This is a genomic window from Sporosarcina ureae (assembly GCF_029267015.1).
GTDB lineage: Bacteria > Bacillota > Bacilli > Bacillales_A > Planococcaceae > Sporosarcina > Sporosarcina ureae_D.
Genome location: NZ_JARIEA010000081.1, coordinates 12,684 through 32,545, shown reverse-complemented (window position 1 = coordinate 32,545; position 19,862 = coordinate 12,684). Strand labels below are relative to the sequence as shown.

At 42.3% G+C, this 19,862-nt stretch carries 20 protein-coding genes; 2 read left to right on the top strand and 18 right to left on the bottom strand.

Annotation, left to right across the window (positions count from 1 at the left end):
• Positions 1-2: 2 nt before the first annotated feature.
• Positions 3-518, bottom strand: a complete 516-nt coding sequence (locus Q7P97_RS14195) for a YqeG family HAD IIIA-type phosphatase (RefSeq protein ID WP_099625668.1) — start codon at positions 516-518, stop codon at positions 3-5.
• A gap of 155 nt (positions 519-673) precedes the next feature.
• Here Q7P97_RS14195 and sigK point away from each other — a divergent pair, with 155 nt between their 5' ends.
• Complete coding sequence (sigK, locus tag Q7P97_RS14190; protein ID WP_085428891.1) at positions 674-1,372, top strand: RNA polymerase sporulation sigma factor SigK; 699 nt, start codon at positions 674-676, stop codon at positions 1,370-1,372.
• A gap of 220 nt (positions 1,373-1,592) precedes the next feature.
• Here sigK and mtnN read toward each other — a convergent pair whose 3' ends face one another.
• The 15 genes from mtnN to cymR all read right to left on the bottom strand — a co-directional run bounded on the left by mtnN (position 1,593) and on the right by cymR (position 16,392).
• On the bottom strand, positions 1,593-2,285 hold the full coding sequence (gene mtnN, locus Q7P97_RS14185) for a 5'-methylthioadenosine/S-adenosylhomocysteine nucleosidase (protein ID WP_085428890.1): 693 nt from the start codon (positions 2,283-2,285) through the stop codon (positions 1,593-1,595).
• Positions 2,286-2,356: 71 nt separating this feature from the next.
• Complete coding sequence (locus Q7P97_RS14180; protein WP_303970060.1) at positions 2,357-3,127, bottom strand: DUF1510 family protein; 771 nt, start codon at positions 3,125-3,127, stop codon at positions 2,357-2,359.
• A 102-nt stretch (positions 3,128-3,229) separates the two neighbouring features.
• Entirely contained in the window at positions 3,230-3,706 is a 477-nt protein-coding gene (gene greA, locus Q7P97_RS14175; protein ID WP_303970058.1) for a transcription elongation factor GreA, read from the bottom strand.
• 217 nt (positions 3,707-3,923) lie between these two features.
• Complete coding sequence (gene udk, locus Q7P97_RS14170; RefSeq protein ID WP_303970057.1) at positions 3,924-4,559, bottom strand: uridine kinase; 636 nt, start codon at positions 4,557-4,559, stop codon at positions 3,924-3,926.
• A gap of 29 nt (positions 4,560-4,588) precedes the next feature.
• Complete coding sequence (locus tag Q7P97_RS14165; protein WP_303970056.1) at positions 4,589-5,224, bottom strand: O-methyltransferase; 636 nt, start codon at positions 5,222-5,224, stop codon at positions 4,589-4,591.
• A gap of 23 nt (positions 5,225-5,247) precedes the next feature.
• The gene (mltG, locus tag Q7P97_RS14160; RefSeq protein WP_303970177.1) at positions 5,248-6,369 is read right to left on the bottom strand and encodes an endolytic transglycosylase MltG; all 1,122 of its coding nucleotides are present in this window, start codon (positions 6,367-6,369) and stop codon (positions 5,248-5,250) included.
• Between the two features lie 121 nt (positions 6,370-6,490).
• Positions 6,491-6,781 carry a DUF1292 domain-containing protein gene (locus Q7P97_RS14155; RefSeq protein WP_085428885.1) on the bottom strand — a complete coding sequence of 97 codons (291 nt, stop codon included), beginning with the start codon at positions 6,779-6,781 and terminating at the stop codon, positions 6,491-6,493.
• 13 nt (positions 6,782-6,794) lie between these two features.
• Positions 6,795-7,214 (bottom strand): Holliday junction resolvase RuvX, encoded by a 420-nt coding sequence (gene ruvX / locus Q7P97_RS14150; protein WP_303970054.1) that lies wholly within the window; start codon positions 7,212-7,214, stop codon positions 6,795-6,797.
• Positions 7,211-7,483 carry an IreB family regulatory phosphoprotein gene (locus tag Q7P97_RS14145; protein WP_303970052.1) on the bottom strand — a complete coding sequence of 91 codons (273 nt, stop codon included), beginning with the start codon at positions 7,481-7,483 and terminating at the stop codon, positions 7,211-7,213. The genes ruvX and Q7P97_RS14145 overlap by 4 nt, the downstream gene beginning before the upstream one ends.
• 130 nt (positions 7,484-7,613) lie before the next feature.
• Positions 7,614-10,247 carry an alanine--tRNA ligase gene (gene alaS / locus Q7P97_RS14140; protein WP_303970050.1) on the bottom strand — a complete coding sequence of 878 codons (2,634 nt, stop codon included), beginning with the start codon at positions 10,245-10,247 and terminating at the stop codon, positions 7,614-7,616.
• Between the two features lie 288 nt (positions 10,248-10,535).
• Positions 10,536-12,962: an SF1B family DNA helicase RecD2 gene (recD2, locus tag Q7P97_RS14135; protein WP_303970047.1), complete on the bottom strand. Its 2,427-nt coding sequence runs from the start codon at positions 12,960-12,962 to the stop codon at positions 10,536-10,538.
• 31 nt (positions 12,963-12,993) lie between these two features.
• Entirely contained in the window at positions 12,994-13,659 is a 666-nt protein-coding gene (locus Q7P97_RS14130; RefSeq protein WP_303970045.1) for a tetratricopeptide repeat protein, read from the bottom strand.
• 12 nt (positions 13,660-13,671) lie between these two features.
• Positions 13,672-14,790, bottom strand: coding sequence for a tRNA 2-thiouridine(34) synthase MnmA (gene mnmA, locus Q7P97_RS14125; protein WP_303970044.1), 1,119 nt, complete (start codon positions 14,788-14,790; stop codon positions 13,672-13,674).
• A gap of 21 nt (positions 14,791-14,811) precedes the next feature.
• Positions 14,812-15,960 carry a cysteine desulfurase family protein gene (locus Q7P97_RS14120; RefSeq protein WP_303970043.1) on the bottom strand — a complete coding sequence of 383 codons (1,149 nt, stop codon included), beginning with the start codon at positions 15,958-15,960 and terminating at the stop codon, positions 14,812-14,814.
• A 12-nt stretch (positions 15,961-15,972) separates the two neighbouring features.
• Positions 15,973-16,392 carry a cysteine metabolism transcriptional regulator CymR gene (gene cymR / locus Q7P97_RS14115; protein WP_085428877.1) on the bottom strand — a complete coding sequence of 140 codons (420 nt, stop codon included), beginning with the start codon at positions 16,390-16,392 and terminating at the stop codon, positions 15,973-15,975.
• A gap of 126 nt (positions 16,393-16,518) precedes the next feature.
• Here cymR and Q7P97_RS14110 point away from each other — a divergent pair, with 126 nt between their 5' ends.
• Positions 16,519-17,814, top strand: coding sequence for a replication-associated recombination protein A (locus tag Q7P97_RS14110; RefSeq protein WP_303970042.1), 1,296 nt, complete (start codon positions 16,519-16,521; stop codon positions 17,812-17,814).
• A 66-nt stretch (positions 17,815-17,880) separates the two neighbouring features.
• On the opposite strand, the gene Q7P97_RS14105 is transcribed toward Q7P97_RS14110, so the two are convergent.
• Positions 17,881-18,681 carry a DUF6612 family protein gene (locus Q7P97_RS14105; RefSeq protein WP_085428875.1) on the bottom strand — a complete coding sequence of 267 codons (801 nt, stop codon included), beginning with the start codon at positions 18,679-18,681 and terminating at the stop codon, positions 17,881-17,883.
• 90 nt (positions 18,682-18,771) lie between these two features.
• Positions 18,772-19,851, bottom strand: coding sequence for a branched-chain amino acid aminotransferase (locus Q7P97_RS14100; protein WP_303970040.1), 1,080 nt, complete (start codon positions 19,849-19,851; stop codon positions 18,772-18,774).
• Between the last annotated feature and the right edge of the window lie 11 nt (positions 19,852-19,862).

Below are 19,862 nucleotides of genomic sequence, written 5' to 3'. Positions count from 1 at the left end.
ATTTAGTCCTCCCACGTAAGTAATCCTTTTCTTCTAAACCTTGCCATAATCCGTCGTTCAATCGCACGGTTGAACTTCGTGATTGGCGCATCGGAACTTGCCACAGGGACGACCAATATCGTCTGTAGGCCCACTCGATTCGCACCCAAGACATCTGTCAATAATTGATCACCAATCATAACGATTTCTTTTTTAGGCAATCCTAACGTAGCCATTGCTTGATAAAATGACCTCTTCAACGGCTTTCGCGCTTCGCAAATATACGGGATGCCTAACGGGTCACAAAAGTGGCTAACGCGCTCAATATGGTTATTGGAAACAACTGTAATTTGCAAACCGGCATCGCGCATTGATTTGAACCACGCCATAATATCTTCCGTGGCATCTGCACGATCCCATTCAACGAGTGTATTGTCTAAATCCGTAATGATGCCCTTAATACCATTTTCAATCAGGTCTTCCGGTTTGATCAAAAATACTGATTTAACATATGCGCTCGGTAAAAAACGATTTAACACATTATCCTCTCCGCCCTACAACAAATTCTTGTCTGATTATAACATAGTTGTGTACTATGCATGCACAACTATGTCTGATTTTATCGCTTTTCTTGTCAGTGATAGACCATCCGTTGTTTGCATAGAGTAAACTACCAATAATCGGAGGTGGTCACATGAGCGGGTTTTTCCTGGCCGTCATGCAATTATGGTTAGAGATCCCCGCGCTAATCGGATACATCAGAGGTCAAGCTTTCCTTCGTCCGTTATCCAAGAAGGAAGAAGCCGAATGCCTGAGACGATTAGCTGAAGGCGATGAAAGTGCACGAGATGAACTTATCGAACACAATATGCGTTTGGTCGCCCATATCGTCAAGAAGTTTCAACCGAAGCACGAACTGCTTGATGATTATATTTCAATCGGGGCGATTGGTCTGATGAAAGCCGTCAATAGCTTTACGCCAGACCGTAAAACAAAGCTTGCTACGTATGCTGCGCGCTGTATCGAAAATGAAATACTTATGTATTTGCGAACACAGAAAAAGGTACAAAAAGATGTCTCCCTCTACGAACCAATCGGTATGGATAAAGACGGTCAATCCTTGGAAATTGCAGACCTCCTTCAAACAAACGACATACCTCCACAAACAACCGTAGAACAAAACGAACAAAAAGAGCGTCTATACCGACATTTGAACAAGCTTGATTCACGGGAGCTCGAAATCATCCAAAGACGATACGGCTTGTTAGACGATCAGCCGATGACCCAAAAAGAAATCGCAGAGCAATTGAATATTTCCAGAAGCTATGTTTCACGAATCGAGAAGCGAGCAATCGTCAAATTGTATCAATCGTTCAAGCATGAATATCAATAATACAAAAAGCGTTTCCGATCGTGCAACCTTGGGCCACAGCCCCCGCACACCGGAAACGCTTTAATTTTATTCTTAGTCAGCTTTAACCTCGCGTAAAATAATTAGTGCCAATAGTGCAGTGACGATAAATACTCCGCCCATTAAGAATTCCATTGAATGTCCCTCCTCTCAACCAAACGAACTGCTAGTCTGTCTACTAAGTCATTTTATCATAGAACGATCAAAGTTTCGAGATGACACGCAAAACTATCTGTGACGAGTGTTTGGCAGCAAGCGGTAAAAACTCTTCGAAACTGACTGTGGATTCTTTTCCGGCAATATCAGATAGTGCACGAATTACGACACAACGTGTATTGAATTGATAACAAACTTGAGCAACAGCCGCAGCTTCCATTTCTACTGCGATGACTCGTGGAAATCTACTTTTAACTTGTAACACTTTTTCAGGATCATCCATGAAAGTATCAGCTGAAGCGATCGTACCTACACAATGTTCATATGTATCTAACTCAATGACAGCTTCTCTAGCGAAACCAATTAGTGTAGAATCTGAAGGGAAACTTGCAGGAAGTTGTGGTACTTGTCCTAGCTCGTATCCGAATGCGGTTACATCGACATCATGATGCAGGACATAATCCGATATGACAATCGTTCCTACTTCGAGTTCAGGATTTGTTCCACCCGCAGAACCTGTATTCAAGACTACGTCCGGTTTGTAGTTTTGTAGTAGGATTGTTGTTGCCATGGCAGCGTTTACTTTACCAATGCCACTCTTCGTCACAATCACTTGGTGCTTACCTACTTTACCTTCGATAAACTCACAGTTTCCGATCGTTGTAATCTTCCCAAGACCGATTTCTCTGCGCAATATTTCAACTTCTTCCTCCATTGCTCCTACGATTGCTATTTTCATTTATGCCCTCTCCTCTTTTTCACTTACTAGAATGTGCTGCAAAAAAGCAGCACATCGGTAGTTTGATATCCTTACTTCAATACATCCATTTTCACTGGTTTCCAGCCTTGACCGTCAACCCATTCAAGATATACTTTATATTTTTTGGAATTATCTTTACTTCTGACAATACCTTCTGATTTTTGAGGACTTCCTCCATTTTGAATGCGATCAAAATATAACTGATCTTCAGATAGTCCTGTCGCATAGGAGATGGCTTTCTTTTTTTCATTCCAATCGTCGGATTGACCATCATACTTCGAGACGTGCTCCCCTGTTTGCTTTGTACCAACAGGTTTCCAGTCAGGATTTACAATAGCTTTCTTACCGGAATCAGAAGAAGTTTCTTTCTTTGGCTGTTCTTTTTTAGGCTCTTCTTTTTTTGGTTGTTCTTTTTTTGGTTGTTCTTTTTTTGGCTCTTCTACTTTAGGTGCTTCTGGTTCTTCCACAACTTCATTTACCACTTCGTTAGTTTCTTCAGGAGCTTGAACTTCTGGCTCTTCCGTTTCAGTTGGTTCTTGCACTTCAGTTGGTTCAGATTTTTCCGTATCCGGCTTGTCCGTCTCATCTTCATCATCTAAAACAATCGGTTCAATTGGTGCTGTATCGGACTGCGTAGATTCTTCAGGCTTTTCAATTGCTACTTCATTTTTGTCGTCATCACCTGTTATAAAAATAATAGCAACCACTGCAATCAGAAAAACGACGACACCAATTGAAATATTTAATGCTCTATTCACTTTGTTCGCTTTACTACCTTGTTTTCTTGATGATCTTGAATACTTTGGACCTTCATCTGGCATTTTTGACGACTCCTTTACTATAAAATGAAACACAAATCCCGTAGTGGGAATTGATCAAAATAAGCAATACCGTCTTCTACAAATAAGAAGACGGTACGTGTGTCACTTTATCTCGAGTATCTCTACTGACATTTCACCGCCGGGAGTTTGAATCCTAACCTTTTCGTCTTTCTTGCGACCAATTAATGCTTTTGCAATGGGTGAGTCGTTTGAGATCATACCTTCTAGAGGATTCGCTTCTGCTGATCCTACAATCGTATATGTCTCTTTGTCACCGTCAGGAATTTCTCTGAATGTGACCGTCTTACCTAATTGAACTTCATCCGTATTTAATTCATCTTCAGTAATAATGACTGCATTGCGAATCATTCCTTCAATAGAAGAAATCTTTCCTTCGACAAATGCTTGGTCTTCTTTCGCTGAATCGTACTCGGAGTTTTCCGATAAATCACCGTAACTACGTGCGATTTTGATTCTTTCTACTACTTCCACACGTTTAACCGTTTTTAAATGTTCTAGTTCTTCTTCTAACTTTGCTTTACCTGCAGCTGTCATTGGAAACTTTTTTTCTGAAACCATTTCATAACACTCCTCAAATTTCTGTTCATAAAAAATACTATGCCACACTAACTTTAATTATGTGACATAGTGGAACTATTTTAGTTTTAACTATTCTTCTTTTCATTCCTTTTACTCGTCTGAACGAAAAAAAGCCCTTGCATGTCTTGCGAACATCCTAATTTACTTATATAAACAGGCGGATGTTGAATTGATTTAAAATTATGTCATCATCATATTATACTTCATCAACAGATGCAAGAATTGTTTTTATCTTCGTTACCATTAAATCAATCGCAACCGCGTTCTCGCCGCCTTCGGGAATGATTATATTAGCATACTTTTTTGTAGGTTCTATGAACTGATTGTGCATCGGACGAACAACCGTCATGTATTGTTCTACGACAGAATCTACCGTACGTCCACGATCATGGATGTCCCGTAAAATACGGCGAATAATCCGTATATCTGAATCGGTATCAACAAACAGCTTAATATCCATAAGATCGCGCAAACGTTCATCTTCTAAGACTAAAATTCCTTCAAGGATTATCACGTCTTGTGACTCTACCACTACTTTTTCAGTCGCGCGTGTGTGCAAAGTATAATCATATGTCGGCTTTTCGATTGACTGTCTGTTGATCAACTGATGGATATGTTGAATTAGTAAATCTGTATCGAACGCTAGCGGATGATCATAATTCGTTTGTAATCTTTCGTTAAATGCCAAATGTGATTGATCTTTATAGTAATCGTCTTGTTCAATGACAACGACTGAATGACCTTGGAATACTTCATGTATCTTTTTGGTGACACTAGTTTTTCCGGATCCTGAACCTCCGGTAATACCGATCACGACAGGTTTTTTCTTCACAACTATTCCCCTTTACGGTCTACTCTTTACTACTTTTTCACGGCTATCAAAATACCGTCACCTATTGGTAGCAATGACGTTTCATAGTGTTCATTTTGCATCGCCCAGCTCGTGAATTGTTGCAAATTCCGAATCATTGTCCGGTTACGTTTCGGTATGTCTGCATCTTCCAACAGCACCATACCATGCATAAACATATTATCACAATAGATTACACCTAACGAACCGACAAGCGGACTGTATTTGTCGAAAAACTTTCGATATTGTCCTTTTGCTGCATCAATGAACAGCGCATCAAATGGTTGCTGGTCTAATGTTGTTTCATCCAGTTCCAGTGCATCTCCATGAATGATTGTGATGCGCTCTTGTAATCCGCTACGCTCAATGTTCTCGACTGCTTTCTCATAACGTTCCGTGTCGCGCTCGACTGTATAAATGATTGCGTCCGGAATCGCTTTTGCTAATCGAATAGCCGAATAGCCGATCGCACTTCCGATTTCGAGTATACGTTTCGGTTGCTGGATTTTCAGCAACCCGATTAACGTATAAAGACCTGCATCATCCATGATTGGCACACGGTGTTCTTCAGCGTAGCGCTCCATTTCAAGGATGTGCGGCTCTTTTTCTTCTGCAAAGCGGCTAATGTACGCAGTGTAGTCCGTCATATACACTTCCCCTTTACAACGTATTATTTATACTGGCTATCAATAAATTCGGCTTTGTTTTTCAAGTGTTCTTCATACGTTTTGGCATAGTGATTTTTGCCGTCTTTATCTGCCAGGAAGAATAGATATCCTGTTTTAGACGGTTCAACTGTCGCCTGTAAGGAAGCTGTTCCAGCATTTGCAATCGGGCCGGGCGGTAATCCTTTATTTTTATACGTATTATAGACATTGTCCACTTTTAGATCTTCGTTCATCACGCGGGCTTTGTGTTCGCCTAGTGCATATAGAACGGTTGGATCCGTCTGCAATGGCATATCTTGTGCAATGCGGTTATTGAAGATACTCGCAATCGTTTGACGATCCGTATCGCCTGTTGCTTCTTTTTCCAACAATGAAGCAAATGTCAGCATTTTATGGACTGAACGACTTTTCTTCAATTTATCATCTTCTGGTGCCCAGTAGGATTTATACGGAATGACGTTCTGGACAGTCGCATCTACCATCGTATCCACAACTTCTTTTACAGTCGGTTTTTCTTCATAGAACGGATAGGTAGCTGGGAATAAATAACCTTCTAGAGCATAGCGGATATTTTCATTCAGAATTTCATCCGTTATAACTTCTGGATACTTCGTCATATATTCTGCAATGACTTGTTCGTCCGTCACGTACTCCATAAACTGTTCTGAAGTAATTGTCGTCTTTTCACTCGTTTTTTCTGCAATTTGATCAAGTGTTAAACCTTCCGGAATCACAAGCGTAAATGCTGGCGTGCGGTAGACTACACCTGTTTTTAGACTCTCGATTAATTCATCAGGCGTCATAGACTGTGACAATCCATATGTTCCTGCCTGGAAATCTGCTTCGTTATTTACTTTTGCGTAGTATTTAAAGATTCGTGCACTTTTAATAATACCCGACTTTTCCAGTTTCTCAGAAATTGTATCCAAACCTGAACCTATTGGAATTTCTACTTCTATTACTTTTTCCGAATCCGGATCAACGGGTTGCAACGCGCCTTTTATGTATGTATAGACTGAAAAGCCTCCTACGATCCCTACAACCAATACAATCGCAACAATCCAAAGTACTATTTTTCTAACGGTTCTCACTTCTTCCTTTTGCTCCAACATTCGTTCAAACATGACATCTTTTTTTCTTTGGGGCTCTTTTTCCACAAGCCTCACCTCTTCTTCCGCTATGGATCAATTAACTAAAAAAGACGGAACGGTCAGCACCATTCCGCCCGTCACATACTATTATCGTTTACTCGTCTTCTTCTTCAAGGAATGTGTTCAAAACTTCTTCGATCATATCCCATTCTTCGTCAGATTCAATTTCAAGAAGTGAACCACCATCTTGTCCTTCTTCAGTCGGAATGAATGCAGACGCGTGGATTTCAACTTCCTCGTCATCATCTCTCTCTTCGCCGTCTAAAATATGATACAGGACGTATGATCTTTCATATTCTTTTGAATCAAATGTTAAAATTACTTCACATACGTGCTCTTCGCCGTTCTCATCTACGATTGTCATGTTCTCTTGTCCGTGTTCCATTGTGTAATCACCTCTAAATTTTTTGTGAATCTAAATATCCTTGCAAAATCATAACTGCTGCCATTTTGTCTATGACTGCCTTACGTTTTTTTCGACTAACATCGGCATCGATTAAAACGCGTTCTGCAGCCATAGTCGTTAATCTTTCATCCCACAAAACAACAGGTAAACCGAACTTTTCTCGCAATTTCTCTGCGTACTGTTCGGATGCTTCTCCACGGGGCCCAATTGTATTATTCATATTTTTCGGGTACCCGACGACAAATTCTGTCACTTCGAATTCTTCTATTAGCTGTTTGACTCGTTTCATCCCGAAAGAACCTACCGCTTCATCAATTTTGATAGTTTCGATTCCTTGGGCTGTCCAACCGAGACTGTCGCTTATCGCAATGCCGACTGTTTTTGAGCCGACATCCAATCCCATAATTCTCATTCGGATTTGCCTCTATTCTCCCGAATGTAGAACTTGACTAATTCTTCTAGAATTTCATCTCGTTCCAGTTTCCGAATCAGACTACGAGCGTCTTCGTGGCGTGGAATATAGGCTGGATCTCCAGATAGTAAATAGCCGACCATCTGATTAATAGGATTGTACCCTTTTTCTTCTAATGATTTGTAAACGTGGAGCATGACTGATTTGACTTCTTCCTCCATTGACTCCTCAGGAAAGTTGAACTTCATCGTTTCTTCTGATGAACTCATACTCGACACCCCGCTTTCCGATTTCCATTTATGTGAATAACGATCTAACGTTTTACTATATAAAGAGAACACTTAGATTAAGCACTGTTCCTCTCATCTATTTCCTCAACATAATCGCACTACATAATGGTTAAACAGATTTTACATAATCATACACGGATTGAAGCGCATCATCAAGTTTTGACGCATCTTTTGCTCCAGCCATTGCCATGTCTGGGCGACCGCCACCTTTTCCGCCACAGAGAGATGCAACGTGGTTGACGATTTTTCCTGCGTGGTAGTTGCTACCTTTTAAATCATCGGTAACTCCCGCTGCCAGCATAACTTTCCCATCCGTTACTGTACCAAGTACAATGACGCCTTTGGAAGTTTTTTGTTTCATTTCATCGATTAATTGACGTAAACCGTTGTTGTCTTTCACTTCTACACTTGCAGAAATGACTGTAACGTCTTCGATCTGCTGAGCTGTTTCCATGACGCTTGTCAATTGACTGTTGCCCATCTTCGCTTGCAGTGATTCGTTTTCTCGCTGAAGTTCTTTAAAGTCTGCGAGAATCGATTCAACTTTTGTGACGACCGTTTTCGGAGTTGCTTTAGCTGTTGTCGCTATTTGATCGATAACCGCTTGATCTTCTTTGAATGAACGGAAAGCTTGTCCACCCGTAAATGCTTCGATGCGTCGAGTACCTGCACCGATTCCGCCTTCAGAAACGATTTTGAATACGTTAATATCGGACGTATTGCGAACGTGGCATCCTCCACATAGCTCGATTGAGTAATCTCCAACTTTAACGACGCGTACGATATCACCGTATTTCTCGCCGAACAATGCCATCGCGCCCATTTCTTTTGCTTCCGCTATCGGTGATACCAATGTGTTGACTGGCGTACCTGCCCAAATTTGTTCATTGACTTGGAATTCGATGCGCTCTAGTTCTTCTTTTGTAACTTGTCCAAAATGGGAGAAGTCAAAGCGAAGACGATCCGGGCCAACATATGATCCTGCTTGATTGACGTGTTCACCAAGAACATCTTTTAACGCACGATGTAATAAGTGTGTAGCTGTATGATTCTTCACTGTCAGATTGCGAGAGAACTCGTCTACTTTGGCAACGACTGCTACTCCTTCATTCAATTCACCTGAACTGATGAAGACAGTGTGCAAGTTCTGTCCATTAGGTGCTTTTTTGACATCACGAACTTCCGCTGTGAACGTCTCGTTTGAGATCGTGCCTTTATCCGCCACTTGACCGCCACTTTCTGCATAAAACGGTGTCTGATCCAAAATAATTTGTACCGTTTCACCTTCAGATGCATGTGCAATACGTTGACCGTCTTGCACAAGTACACTGACGATCGCATTCGTTTCTAGTTGACCATAGCCAATGAACTCACTTGCTTCATGCACTTCACCAAGAACGCCGGATTGAACATGCATCGAGTCAGACGTTGCACGCGCAGCACGTGCACGATTTCGTTGTGCAGCCATTTCTTCGTCAAACCCGATACGGTCAACTGCCACATTTTCTTCTAGAGCAAATTCCTCTGTTAGTTCAAATGGGAAGCCATATGTGTCATAAAGTTTGAACGCGTCGCTACCTGAAACGATTGGCAAGTCAGAAGCTTTTGCCTTTTCAATGATTGTCGTTAAGATCGCCATTCCGTCATGCAATGTTTCGTGGAAACGATCTTCTTCGTTTTTCACGACTTTCATAATGAACGCTTGTTTATCATGAACTTCCGGGTAGAAGTCTTTCATGATATCTCCGACAATCGGTACGAGCATATACATGAATGGTTTATCGATGCCTAATTGTTTTGCGAAACGAACCGCTCTTCTCAATAGACGACGCAGCACATATCCGCGACCTTCATTGGACGGAAGTGCACCGTCACCGATTGCGAAGGCTACGGTACGGATGTGATCTGAGATGACTTTAAACGCAATATCCGCTTGCGTCGTTTCCCCATATTTTCTGCCTGAAACATTTTCAACCGCTTCAATAATCGGTAAGAACAAATCTGTATCGAAGTTTGTAGGTACATCTTGAATTACGGATGCCATACGCTCGAGACCCATCCCTGTATCGATATTTTTCTTCGGAAGCGGTGTGTACGTGTGATCAGGATTATGATTGAACTCAGAGAATACTAAGTTCCAGATTTCTAAATAGCGTTCATTTTCTCCACCTGGATATAATTCCGGATCTGAGAAATCGTCACCGTAACTAGGTCCGCGATCATAGAAAATTTCAGAGTTCGGACCACTTGGACCTTCGCCAATATCCCAGAAGTTTCCTTCAAGACGAATGATACGCTCTACTGGAATGCCAATTTGATCCTTCCAAATAGTGTAAGCTTCTTCATCTTCTGGATGGATAGTTACAGATAAGAGTTCCGGATCAAAACCGATCCATTGTTCATTAGTCAGGAAGTCCCACGCACGAATGATGGCTTCTTCTTTGAAATAATCACCTATTGAAAAGTTGCCAAGCATTTCAAAGAACGTATGATGGCGCGCTGTGTAGCCGACGTTTTCAATGTCGTTTGTACGAATCGATTTTTGCGCATTTGCAATCCGTGGGTTCTCAGGAATTACTCTTCCATCAAAATACTTTTTCAATGTTGCGACTCCACTGTTGATCCATAATAGTGATGCGTCATCAACTGGTACTAATGCAGCTGATGGTTCTACATTATGTCCGTGCTCTTTAAAATAGTCTAAAAACATTTGGCGAATTTCAGCTGCCGTAAGTTTCTTCATCGTTTTACTCCTCCTAAAATTAAAAAAACTCCCCCCCTTGTATAAAGGGGCGAAGGTTTCATTGATCGCGGTACCACCCTAATTACCGCATAAAGCGGTATCTCGAGTTGCCTTAACGCGGCAAGACGGCAGGGATTAGCCTGCAACTTCGGAATAGCGTTCGCCGTAGATCTGAGAGAGCCTTTTCAGCCAAGAAGCTCTTTTCTTTTGCACAGAATGTACAGGTACTTGTTCCTTCAACGTTTTTCATTATTTCTAAACGAATTATAGGAAAGTTCTCTCGCTTTGTCAATCAGTCACTTCAAGAAAGTCGAGTGGTGATACATTGTTCATACCAATGAGCGGATCAATTGCAGTGAAATTGTCCATCGTCAGCTTTGCTTGCGACATATCTTGTGGTTCAGCCGTCACTTTTACAGGTGCCGCATCGAGCGAGATCGTTTCCACTGTTTGTGTAGTCTGAACTTCTTGTGTTTCACCAGTTATGCGTTCTTGAAGTGTCGTCTGCCGCTCAGTTTCGTCAGTGCGCGCAATGCCTGCTTTAAATTCTTCTGCTTCACCGCAAAGTATTAAGAAGTTCTTTGCACGCGTAATCCCTGTATACAGCAGATTACGACGTAACATTTTCCGCTGACTTCTAACGATCGGCATGACAACGATTGGAAATTCACTACCTTGGGATTTATGGATAGAACAACAATACGCAAGTGTCAGCTGATTCAAATCGCTTCGCTCATATTGCACTTCATTGCCATCGTATGAAACGACCATGATCGCTTTTTTGTCAGTCGTTTCTTTCGCTAGCATGATTGCAACGACTTCTCCCATATCTCCATTGAAAACATTACTTTCCGGTTGATTGACGAGTTGCAGCACTTTATCCCTGACTCGATACGTCGTTTCACCGAAAACCATTTCTTTTCTTCCCTCGGCAGGTGGATTCGTAACTTCTTGTATCATCTTATTCAAACCATCTATGCCTGCCGGACCTTTGTACATCGGTGCCAGCACTTGAATGTCTTTAATGGAATGTCCTTTGGATGTAGCGTTTTGAATAATTTGTTTAACAGCAGGCAAAATTTGATCACTCGACGCTTTAATAAACGACCGATCTGACGTCTTCTTCGTAACATCCATCGTCCATTCTTTTTGCTTGATCATATGGGCCATTTCGATGATGGTTGAGCCTTCACTTTGCCGGAAAATATCGGTCAGTTCAACGACCGGGATTTTTCCTGACTGCATGAAGTCATGCAACACTTGACCGGGTCCTACAGAAGGTAGTTGGTCTTGGTCTCCAACGAATAATAACTGCGCATCGTTGCGGACAGCTTTCAACAGCTGATGCATGAGCCACGTATCGACCATGGACGTTTCATCAATGATAATGAGATTACCATCTACTTCCCGCTCCGTCTCTTCTTCGGCGTCTTGACCCGTAAATCCGAGTAGGCGGTGGATCGTCATGGCAGGTAATCCAGTTGACTCCGACATCCGTTTCGCCGCGCGTCCGGTAGGGGCTGCTAAGATGATCGGAAACGGCTCTTTTTTACGTGCATACTCTTCAATGTCGAGCGAGATTCCATGCAGTTCTGCGTACGCCTCAACTAAACCTCTTATGACGGTAGTCTTACCTGTCCCGGGTCCACCTGTTAGCACGAGCAATGAAGAATGAAGGGCGCGTTCGATCGCTTCGACTTGTGTTTCAGCATATTGTACTTCCAAACGTTCTTCAATTTCACCGATAGCTTTTCGTATTTCAGAAGCAGGAAATTGTTCCGCGACTTCATTTTCGAGAATTTTATTGACCTTAGTGGCAATCCCTATTTCAGAAAAATAAAGAGAAGGTAAGTAGAGACGCTGCATTTCAGCAGACAGTGTACCTTCTTCGACGAGTTCAATCACGGCTTGGGTGATCGATTCGTATGAGATGATATGTGCCTGACTTGATTCAAGTAGCTGCTTCGCTTGCGGCAAGATCACCTCTGACTCTACGTAGACATGTCCTGCTGACTGTACTTCACTATGTACGCTGTAATAAACAGCTGCTTTAATACGCGCAGGATGATCTCCTACGAGCCCGAGTTGCTTCGCGAGATCATCTGCACGTTGAAAGCCGATCCCTTCAATTTCTTTAATTAAACGGTATGGATTTTCCGTCAGAATCGTGATGGCATCATCTTGATATGCTTGGTATATACGCATAGCCACTTGCGGACCGAAGCCCCATTCATTGAGTTGGACCATAGTACGTTCAAGACCTAGATTCTCCTGCAAGACTGAAACGAGCGTATCTTTCCGTTCTTCACTCAAACGCGGGATCTGATCCAGCACACTGCGGTCTTCAAGAACTTTCTGAATGACGTTATTGCCGAGTGTCTTCACGATATCACTAGCTGTTTTCTTCCCGATTCCAGGAAATAAATCACCAGATAAGTAGAGGATCAGACCCGCCTCTGTCGCAGGCAACTCTTTTGAAAACGTCTGCACGTCGAACTGCTGTCCATGTACTGGATGGTTAACGAGTCGTCCTGTGAATTTATACTCTTCTTCCGCGACGAGAGGAGGGAAAGAGCCTTTGATCACTATTTCACTGTCGCGGTAATCGGTATTGGTGGAAGTGACTTTCAACTTGACAATGGAAAATAGATTCGTCGTATTGTGGAAAATCGTCACGACCGGCCTACCGATTAGATATGGTGCTGTTTCACTCATCGAAGGGTTCCCTCCTTTTTCTACAAATATATTACTCGCCTTGTTCTCCAAGCTTGATCATATCGAATAAATAACGCGCTTGTGTATGGTCTGGTTCAGCAGTGAAAGCTTGTTCCAAATGAGACAATGCAGTCGCTTGATCTTCCGTGGAAACTGCGTACAATACACCTAAATTATAGTGCGTATCCGCATGATCTGGTGTGACTGCTAAAATAGCTTCGAATACAGGCTTTGCTTCTTTAAATAACTCTAATTTCGCTAATAAAATCCCGTAGGACAATGCGATTTCTTGATCGTCTGGATTCAACTCTACTGCACGCTGTAAATAAGGCAATGCCAAACGGTCATTACCTGCTTGCTCCATACTTTTACCGAGCATGAAATAAGCATCAGCAGAGTCCAATCCTGTATTGATCGCTTTTTCATATAATTTTGCTGCCTCTTCAAAGCGTTCTTGATTGTAATATAAATTCGCTAGTCCATAAAAAGCCGTTCCTGCATTCTCGTCAAGCGTTAATGCTTTTTGGAAAAATGGTTCCGCCTGCTCAGCATCTCCAAGTGACGCAAAAATATTTCCGATATTGATATAGCCTGTAGGCTCTTCCGGATTTTCTTCTACTGCTTTCATGAAAAGCTCGATCGCTTTCTCATAATTACCTTCTTGCATTTCTTTAATCGCATTTTGATGAATCGACATGCTATTGCCTCCTTATCCTACGTATGTCAGTTTCTTGTCGTCTTTAAACACTTCGTTGATTGTTCCGCCACCTAGGCACTCATCACCGTCATACAGCACGACAGCTTGTCCAGGCGTGACTGCACGAACAGGTTCATCAAACGTCACGATGGCTTCGTCACCAGATAACTGCACCGTTACTTTAGTATCCGGCTGACGATAACGGAACTTAGCTGTACAAGTGAATGTTTCCGGTAATTCTTTCGGTGAACAAATATTCATATCCGTTGCTTGTAGACTCGTTGAAAACAGTGTGTCGTGATAGAAGCCTTGTTCAACTAGTAACACATTGCGCTCTAAGTCTTTACCGACCGCAAACCAAGGTTCTCCAGCTCCGCCAATTCCTAGACCATGACGTTGCCCAATTGTGTGGTACATGAGTCCGTCGTGCTTGCCCATCTTCACTCCGTCCATCGTCTGCATCTCGCCTGGACGTGCAGGTAAGTACTCTCCGAGGAATTCTTTGAAATTGCGCTCACCAATGAAGCAGATTCCTGTTGAATCTTTTTTCTTCGCTGTTGCGAGTCCTGCTTGTTCTGCGATTTCACGGACTTCACTTTTCTCCATATGACCTAGTGGGAACATTACTTGCTGAAGTTGTTCTTGTGTCAATTGATTCAAGAAGTAGGTTTGATCTTTATTATTGTCTACACCACGGAGCATCGCTACACCGTTTTCGCGTTCTACGACTTGTGCATAATGTCCAGTCGCCAAATAATCGGCACCTAGACTTTTTGCGTGTTCGAGGAATGCTTTAAATTTGATTTCTTTATTACACATAACGTCCGGATTCGGTGTGCGACCTTTTTTATATTCATCTAAGAAATACGTAAATACTTTATCCCAATATTGCTTTTCAAAATTCACAGAGTAATACGGAATGCCGATTTGATCACAGACACTGCGTACATCTTCAAAGTCTTCTGTCGCGGTACAATGTCCGGATTCGTCGGTGTCATCCCAGTTTTTCATAAAGATTCCGATCACTTCATAGCCTTGCTGTTTTAAGAGTAATGCCGCAACCGAAGAGTCCACTCCGCCTGACATTCCAATGACTACACGTGTATCGGCAGGTGCTTTTTTCGTTGTCATATTGTTCATCCTTTACTGAATTCATTTCACTAGTCGTTTGACTACTTTTGCGATTCGATTGGCTGCTTCTTCTATAATAGATTCATCTAAGTCATAGCCGAAACTAATGCGGATCGAGTTTCTAGCTTTATCTGATTCCGTACCAAACATAGCCGTTACGACATGTGACGGTTCAAATGATCCTGCAGTACACGCAGAGCCACTTGATACGGCTACCCCTTCTAAATCCAAGCTCATCAAAAACGTCTCCACATCGGTACCCGGAAACGATACATGATAAATATGTGCTAAAGATTCTACTGCGTGGGGAATAGTCGGTTGGAAATCGATTTGATTTGTTTCAAAGACATCCGCCATTTTTTGTTTATACATAGAATAAGCTGTTTGCTTTTCTAGCTTGGTTTGCTCGGCAATCGAGACTGCTTCTGCAAATGCAATGATAGCTGGCACATTTTCAGTACCTGCGCGGCGTTTTTTCTCTTGTGAACCGCCGAGTACTTGACTCGACAATAACTTGCCATTTCGCTGATAAAGGAAACCGATCCCTTTAGGTCCATTCACTTTATGAGCTGAAACCGATAAGAAATCGACTTGCAGTTTTTCGACGTCTAGTTGGCATGTACCATAAGCTTGCACTGCGTCTGTGTGAAAAGCAGCTGAATGTGTAGAGAGCAACTGGCCGATTTCTGCAATCGGTTGGATCGTTCCTACTTCATTGTTACCGAACATGATGGACACTAAAATAGTTTCATCTGTTAACGCTTCCTGCACTTGTTGTGCTGTAATAACCCCATTACAGTCTGGCGATAGATACGTCACTTGATAGCCATGTGACTCCAATTGTTTACAAGGGTTTAATACCGCGTGATGTTCAATTTCGGTCGTAATAATATGTTTGCCTTCTGTATTCAACGACTGTACGTAGCCAAAAATCGCTAAGTTATCCGCTTCTGTTCCTCCAGAAGTAATAATGATTTCATTGGGGGATGCATGGATTGAAAAAGCTAGCGTTTTACGTGCTTCTTCTAGCATTTTCTTAGCGTGACGGCCAAATTGATGCGTACTTGAAGGATTACCATATGTATCATGTAGCGCAGTAGTAAATCTCTCCAATACAGCTGGATGCATCGGTGTCGTAGCGGCATAGTCTAAATATATAGCTGGTTTCATAACTAAACTCCTTTAAATATAGAACATGTATTCATCAGCAGTCGACGTATCTTCAAATTCAATCAAGTCTCTGATCGTCGTATGATCTAATACCCCTCGGATTGCGTCTCCGATTCGTTTCCATAGTTCCCGTTGCGGAATGTCATCGTCATCGAGCCCTTCGACTAATTGGATCGGCCCTTCAAGCAAACGAATGACGTCCCCTGCCATAATCTCGGAAGGATCTTTTGCGAGTTTATAGCCACCGTAGGCACCGCGAACACTTTTCACCATTCCGCTGTTGCGTAAAGGCGGGATCAGTTGTTCTAAATATGCTTCAGAGAGATTTTGCTCTTCTGCGATTTTACGCAAAGGCACAGGACCCTCTCCATATTTTCGTCCTAATTCTACTATTACTGTAAGTCCGTATCGTCCTTTAGTGGATATTTTCATTGGGCATCGTCCTTTACTAAAATTGCTGAAATCAGTATAGCATAATTGTATCACTGGTTCTTGCAAATGACTTCACTAATGTTTTACGGTATAATGAAAGAACAAACGTACGCTAGGAGGATGTACATGCATAATGAACCTTTGGCTTTTCGTATGCGGCCTGAGACGATTGATGATGTGATCGGACAAGACCACGTCATCGGCAAAAATACTCCCTTATATCGGATGATCAAGAACGGGCATGTCCCTTCTCTTTTATTATATGGCGAACCAGGTATTGGAAAAACGTCGTTAGCCTACGCAATCGCGGGTACTTCGAAACTTCCTTTCATAGCGTTGAACGCGACTGTGGCGGGCAAGAAAGATGTAGAAGATGTAGTGAAAGAAGCACGGATGACAGGTAAAGTATTGTTATTCTTAGATGAAATTCATCGTTTCAATAAATTGCAACAAGATACGCTGCTTCCTCATGTAGAAAGCGGTTCGATCGTCTTGATCGGCGCGACAACGGAAAATCCTTTTCACGATGTCAATCCCGCTATTCGGTCGCGCTGCGGTGAAATCGTCCAATTGAAACGATTGCAGCCAAAAGATTTACTGGAATTACTCGAGCGCACATTGAAAGACGAGAAAAAAGGACTCGGTAAGGAAACGATCGAAATCACTACAGAACAACTCGAGAAAATCTCAGAAGGCGTGAATGGGGATGCACGAAAAGCTTTAACGTTTCTCGAATCATTACTTGCTGCTAGTGACGAAGAAGATGGGAAAATTATTATAGAAGATGCATTGCTCGCTCAATTACTAACTAGGATTAGTTTACTAGGTGATAAAAAAGGCTCGCATCATTTTAACTTATTATCTGCTTTACAAAAAAGTGTACGCGGAAGTGATGTCGATGCGGCGCTTTATTATTTGGCGCAATTACTTGAAATCGGCGACTTGACTGCGGTTACTAGACGCATGCTCGTCATGAGTTATGAAGATATTGGATTGGCAGCGCCGGATGTTGGGAGCCGAGTTCTCGCGGCTACAGATGCCGCACAGCGTCTCGGCATGCCTGAAGCACGCATTCCACTTGCTACAGCCATTATAGAGATGTGTTTAGCTTCCAAGTCAAACTCTGCTTATAAAGCGATCGATGCCGCCACGAAAACATTGCATGAAAAACCAACCGGTGAAATCCCGATGCATTTACGTGATACACACTACAGCGGATCGGCTGCACTCGGTCACGGTGGCTATGTTTATCCACATGCAACACCCGTAGGCACATTCGGTGGGTGGACAGACCAACAATACTTGCCTGACAGCTTAGTACATTCTAAGTTCTACACCCCTGTAGAAGCAGGTGAGGAAACGAGAATGGCGGCCATTCACCAACGTCTTCAATCATTCAAAGGGAAAAAGAATCCACGTTAGAAATATAGCTAGAAACGACAAAAATCCACGCTCACCTTTAGTAGGTCAGCGTGGATTTTTTACGTATTACTCGAACATCGCTGCATCTTTCGGTGTGGAAATCGCATCGATATCATTAAAATAACTATACTTTGCATCGAGTTTTTGTTTATATCGGATATAATCTCGCTCGAAATAACTCGTGACATTTGCTGACATCTTCATCCCTGTGACAAACATCGTCTTTTCATTAACCGTTAGCTCTACATCGAGCTTCTCCACTACAGGAAACCCTCCATGCGTATGGACAAATTTCTCAGGTTGTGGACTATTCACGGATACGATTTCCATCAACTGACGATAATCAGCAGGCGATAAAGAAAACTGTATAGCATAACCGTAATCAATCTTTTCTAGTTCTGCGTCATGCAGAAACGGTTCTAATAGCGAGAAGTCCATTACTGGAGAGACGAACGGCACCCATACACCGAGCAATTCTGCACGCTGCGCTTCTGTTAACTCTAGCCATTCGCTCTTCTCTTCTTCAAATGTCTCTTGCATAGCCAATTGAGTACCTTGGCGGAATAATTGAATATTTTTCGCGCCTTGTTTTGGAATTTTCCAGACGACTTCCTCTGAACTCTTCAGTGGATTCTGTTCAATATCCGCCTGAATTTGTACATTTTTGCTTGTACGTTTTGCAGGATCGGATGTGACGCTACTTTCATCATACGCGATATTAGCATGGACCGATTGCAATTCTTCCATCGCTTGTTCTGCTTTCTTCATTAAATCTTCCGCACTCGACGGGGCAGAAGACGTTTTTCCGCATCCTGTCACTGTAAATAGCAGTACTGCCAGGAATAGAACGATCAAACTTTTGTTCATCAGGAAACTCCCCTTCAATCAAAACTATTAACAGTGTACTTCACAGCAACGCAGTTGTCACGGACCATTCCACCTTATTTGTGAGGAAACTTAGTCTACTGGCACGACCCAGTTAAACGAATCTTCCACTTTGCCTGTCTGAATGCCTGTAATCGTCTCATATAACTTCAATGAAAGCTCACCGATTTCATTATGATTGATCTCGCATTTTTCACCTTCAAAGAATAGTTCACCTATTGGAGAAATAACAGCGGCTGTTCCTGTACCGAATGCTTCTTCCAATGTACCTGCTCGATTAGCTTCCATAATTTCCTCGATCGACACTTTGCGTTCTGTTACTGGAATATCCCAATCTATCAATAATTCGATAACTGACTTACGCGTAATACCTTCTAAAATACTACCGTTAAGGCTTGGTGTAATGATTTCTCCATTGATCTTGAAGAATACGTTCATCGCTCCTACTTCTTCGATATAACGATGTTCTTTCGCATCTAGCCATAGCACTTGCGAATATCCTTCTGCTTCTGCTACTTCCTGCGCTTTCATCGCACCCGCATAGTTACCAGCCGTTTTTGCAGAGCCTGTACCACCAACTGCCGCACGAACATACTGTGACTCCACGGCAATTTTAACAGGATTGACTCCTTCTTTATAATACGGTCCTACTGGAGATAAAATAATCATGAGACGATACGTTTTAGACGGTGCTACTCCTAAATACGGCTGTGTCGCGAAAATGAATGGTCGCACATACAGTGAGGTTCCGGGTCTGTCCGGAATCCAATCTTTATCAAGGGAAATTAACTCTTTCAGTGCACTTAACACAAATTTCTCGTCGAACATCGGCATGCATAATCTATCATTTGAACGATTCAAGCGTTTCATGTTTTCCTCAGGACGGAATAAAACTACTTCTTTGTCTTCATTCAAATAGGCTTTCAATCCTTCGAAAACAGTTTGTCCATAATGCAACACGATAGCAGCTGGATCAAGTAGAAACGGCTTGTACGGCTCAATACGTGGATCATGCCATCCCGTTCCATCTGTATAATCCATCACAAACATGTGATCAGTGAAAATTGTTCCGAAAGCAAGTGGATCATCTGCTGCCGGCTTGTCTTTTGGTGCGGTCGTTTCATAGTGTAAAATGTTTTTTTCAGTTGACATAAATAAACCCT

Coding starts and splice junctions, on each gene's coding strand:
- mltG (WP_303970177.1), bottom strand. CDS start 6,369: ATGTTTGAACGAATGTTGGAGCAAAAGGAAGAAGTGAGAACCGTTAGA.
- Q7P97_RS14145 (WP_303970052.1), bottom strand. CDS start 7,483: ATGAGTTCATCAGAAGAAACGATGAAGTTCAACTTTCCTGAGGAGTCA.
- greA (WP_303970058.1), bottom strand. CDS start 3,706: ATGGTTTCAGAAAAAAAGTTTCCAATGACAGCTGCAGGTAAAGCAAAG.
- ruvX (WP_303970054.1), bottom strand. CDS start 7,214: ATGAGAATTATGGGATTGGATGTCGGCTCAAAAACAGTCGGCATTGCG.
- Q7P97_RS14105 (WP_085428875.1), bottom strand. CDS start 18,681: ATGAACAAAAGTTTGATCGTTCTATTCCTGGCAGTACTGCTATTTACA.
- Q7P97_RS14180 (WP_303970060.1), bottom strand. CDS start 3,127: ATGCCAGATGAAGGTCCAAAGTATTCAAGATCATCAAGAAAACAAGGT.
- mtnN (WP_085428890.1), bottom strand. CDS start 2,285: ATGAAAATAGCAATCGTAGGAGCAATGGAGGAAGAAGTTGAAATATTG.
- mnmA (WP_303970044.1), bottom strand. CDS start 14,790: ATGACAACGAAAAAAGCACCTGCCGATACACGTGTAGTCATTGGAATG.
- Q7P97_RS14130 (WP_303970045.1), bottom strand. CDS start 13,659: ATGTCGATTCATCAAAATGCGATTAAAGAAATGCAAGAAGGTAATTAT.
- Q7P97_RS14100 (WP_303970040.1), bottom strand. CDS start 19,851: ATGTCAACTGAAAAAAACATTTTACACTATGAAACGACCGCACCAAAA.
- recD2 (WP_303970047.1), bottom strand. CDS start 12,962: ATGAGTGAAACAGCACCATATCTAATCGGTAGGCCGGTCGTGACGATT.
- Q7P97_RS14120 (WP_303970043.1), bottom strand. CDS start 15,960: ATGAAACCAGCTATATATTTAGACTATGCCGCTACGACACCGATGCAT.
- sigK (WP_085428891.1), top strand. CDS start 674: ATGAGCGGGTTTTTCCTGGCCGTCATGCAATTATGGTTAGAGATCCCC.
- Q7P97_RS14165 (WP_303970056.1), bottom strand. CDS start 5,224: ATGACGGACTACACTGCGTACATTAGCCGCTTTGCAGAAGAAAAAGAG.
- Q7P97_RS14155 (WP_085428885.1), bottom strand. CDS start 6,781: ATGGAACACGGACAAGAGAACATGACAATCGTAGATGAGAACGGCGAA.
- Q7P97_RS14110 (WP_303970042.1), top strand. CDS start 16,519: ATGCATAATGAACCTTTGGCTTTTCGTATGCGGCCTGAGACGATTGAT.
- alaS (WP_303970050.1), bottom strand. CDS start 10,247: ATGAAGAAACTTACGGCAGCTGAAATTCGCCAAATGTTTTTAGACTAT.
- cymR (WP_085428877.1), bottom strand. CDS start 16,392: ATGAAAATATCCACTAAAGGACGATACGGACTTACAGTAATAGTAGAA.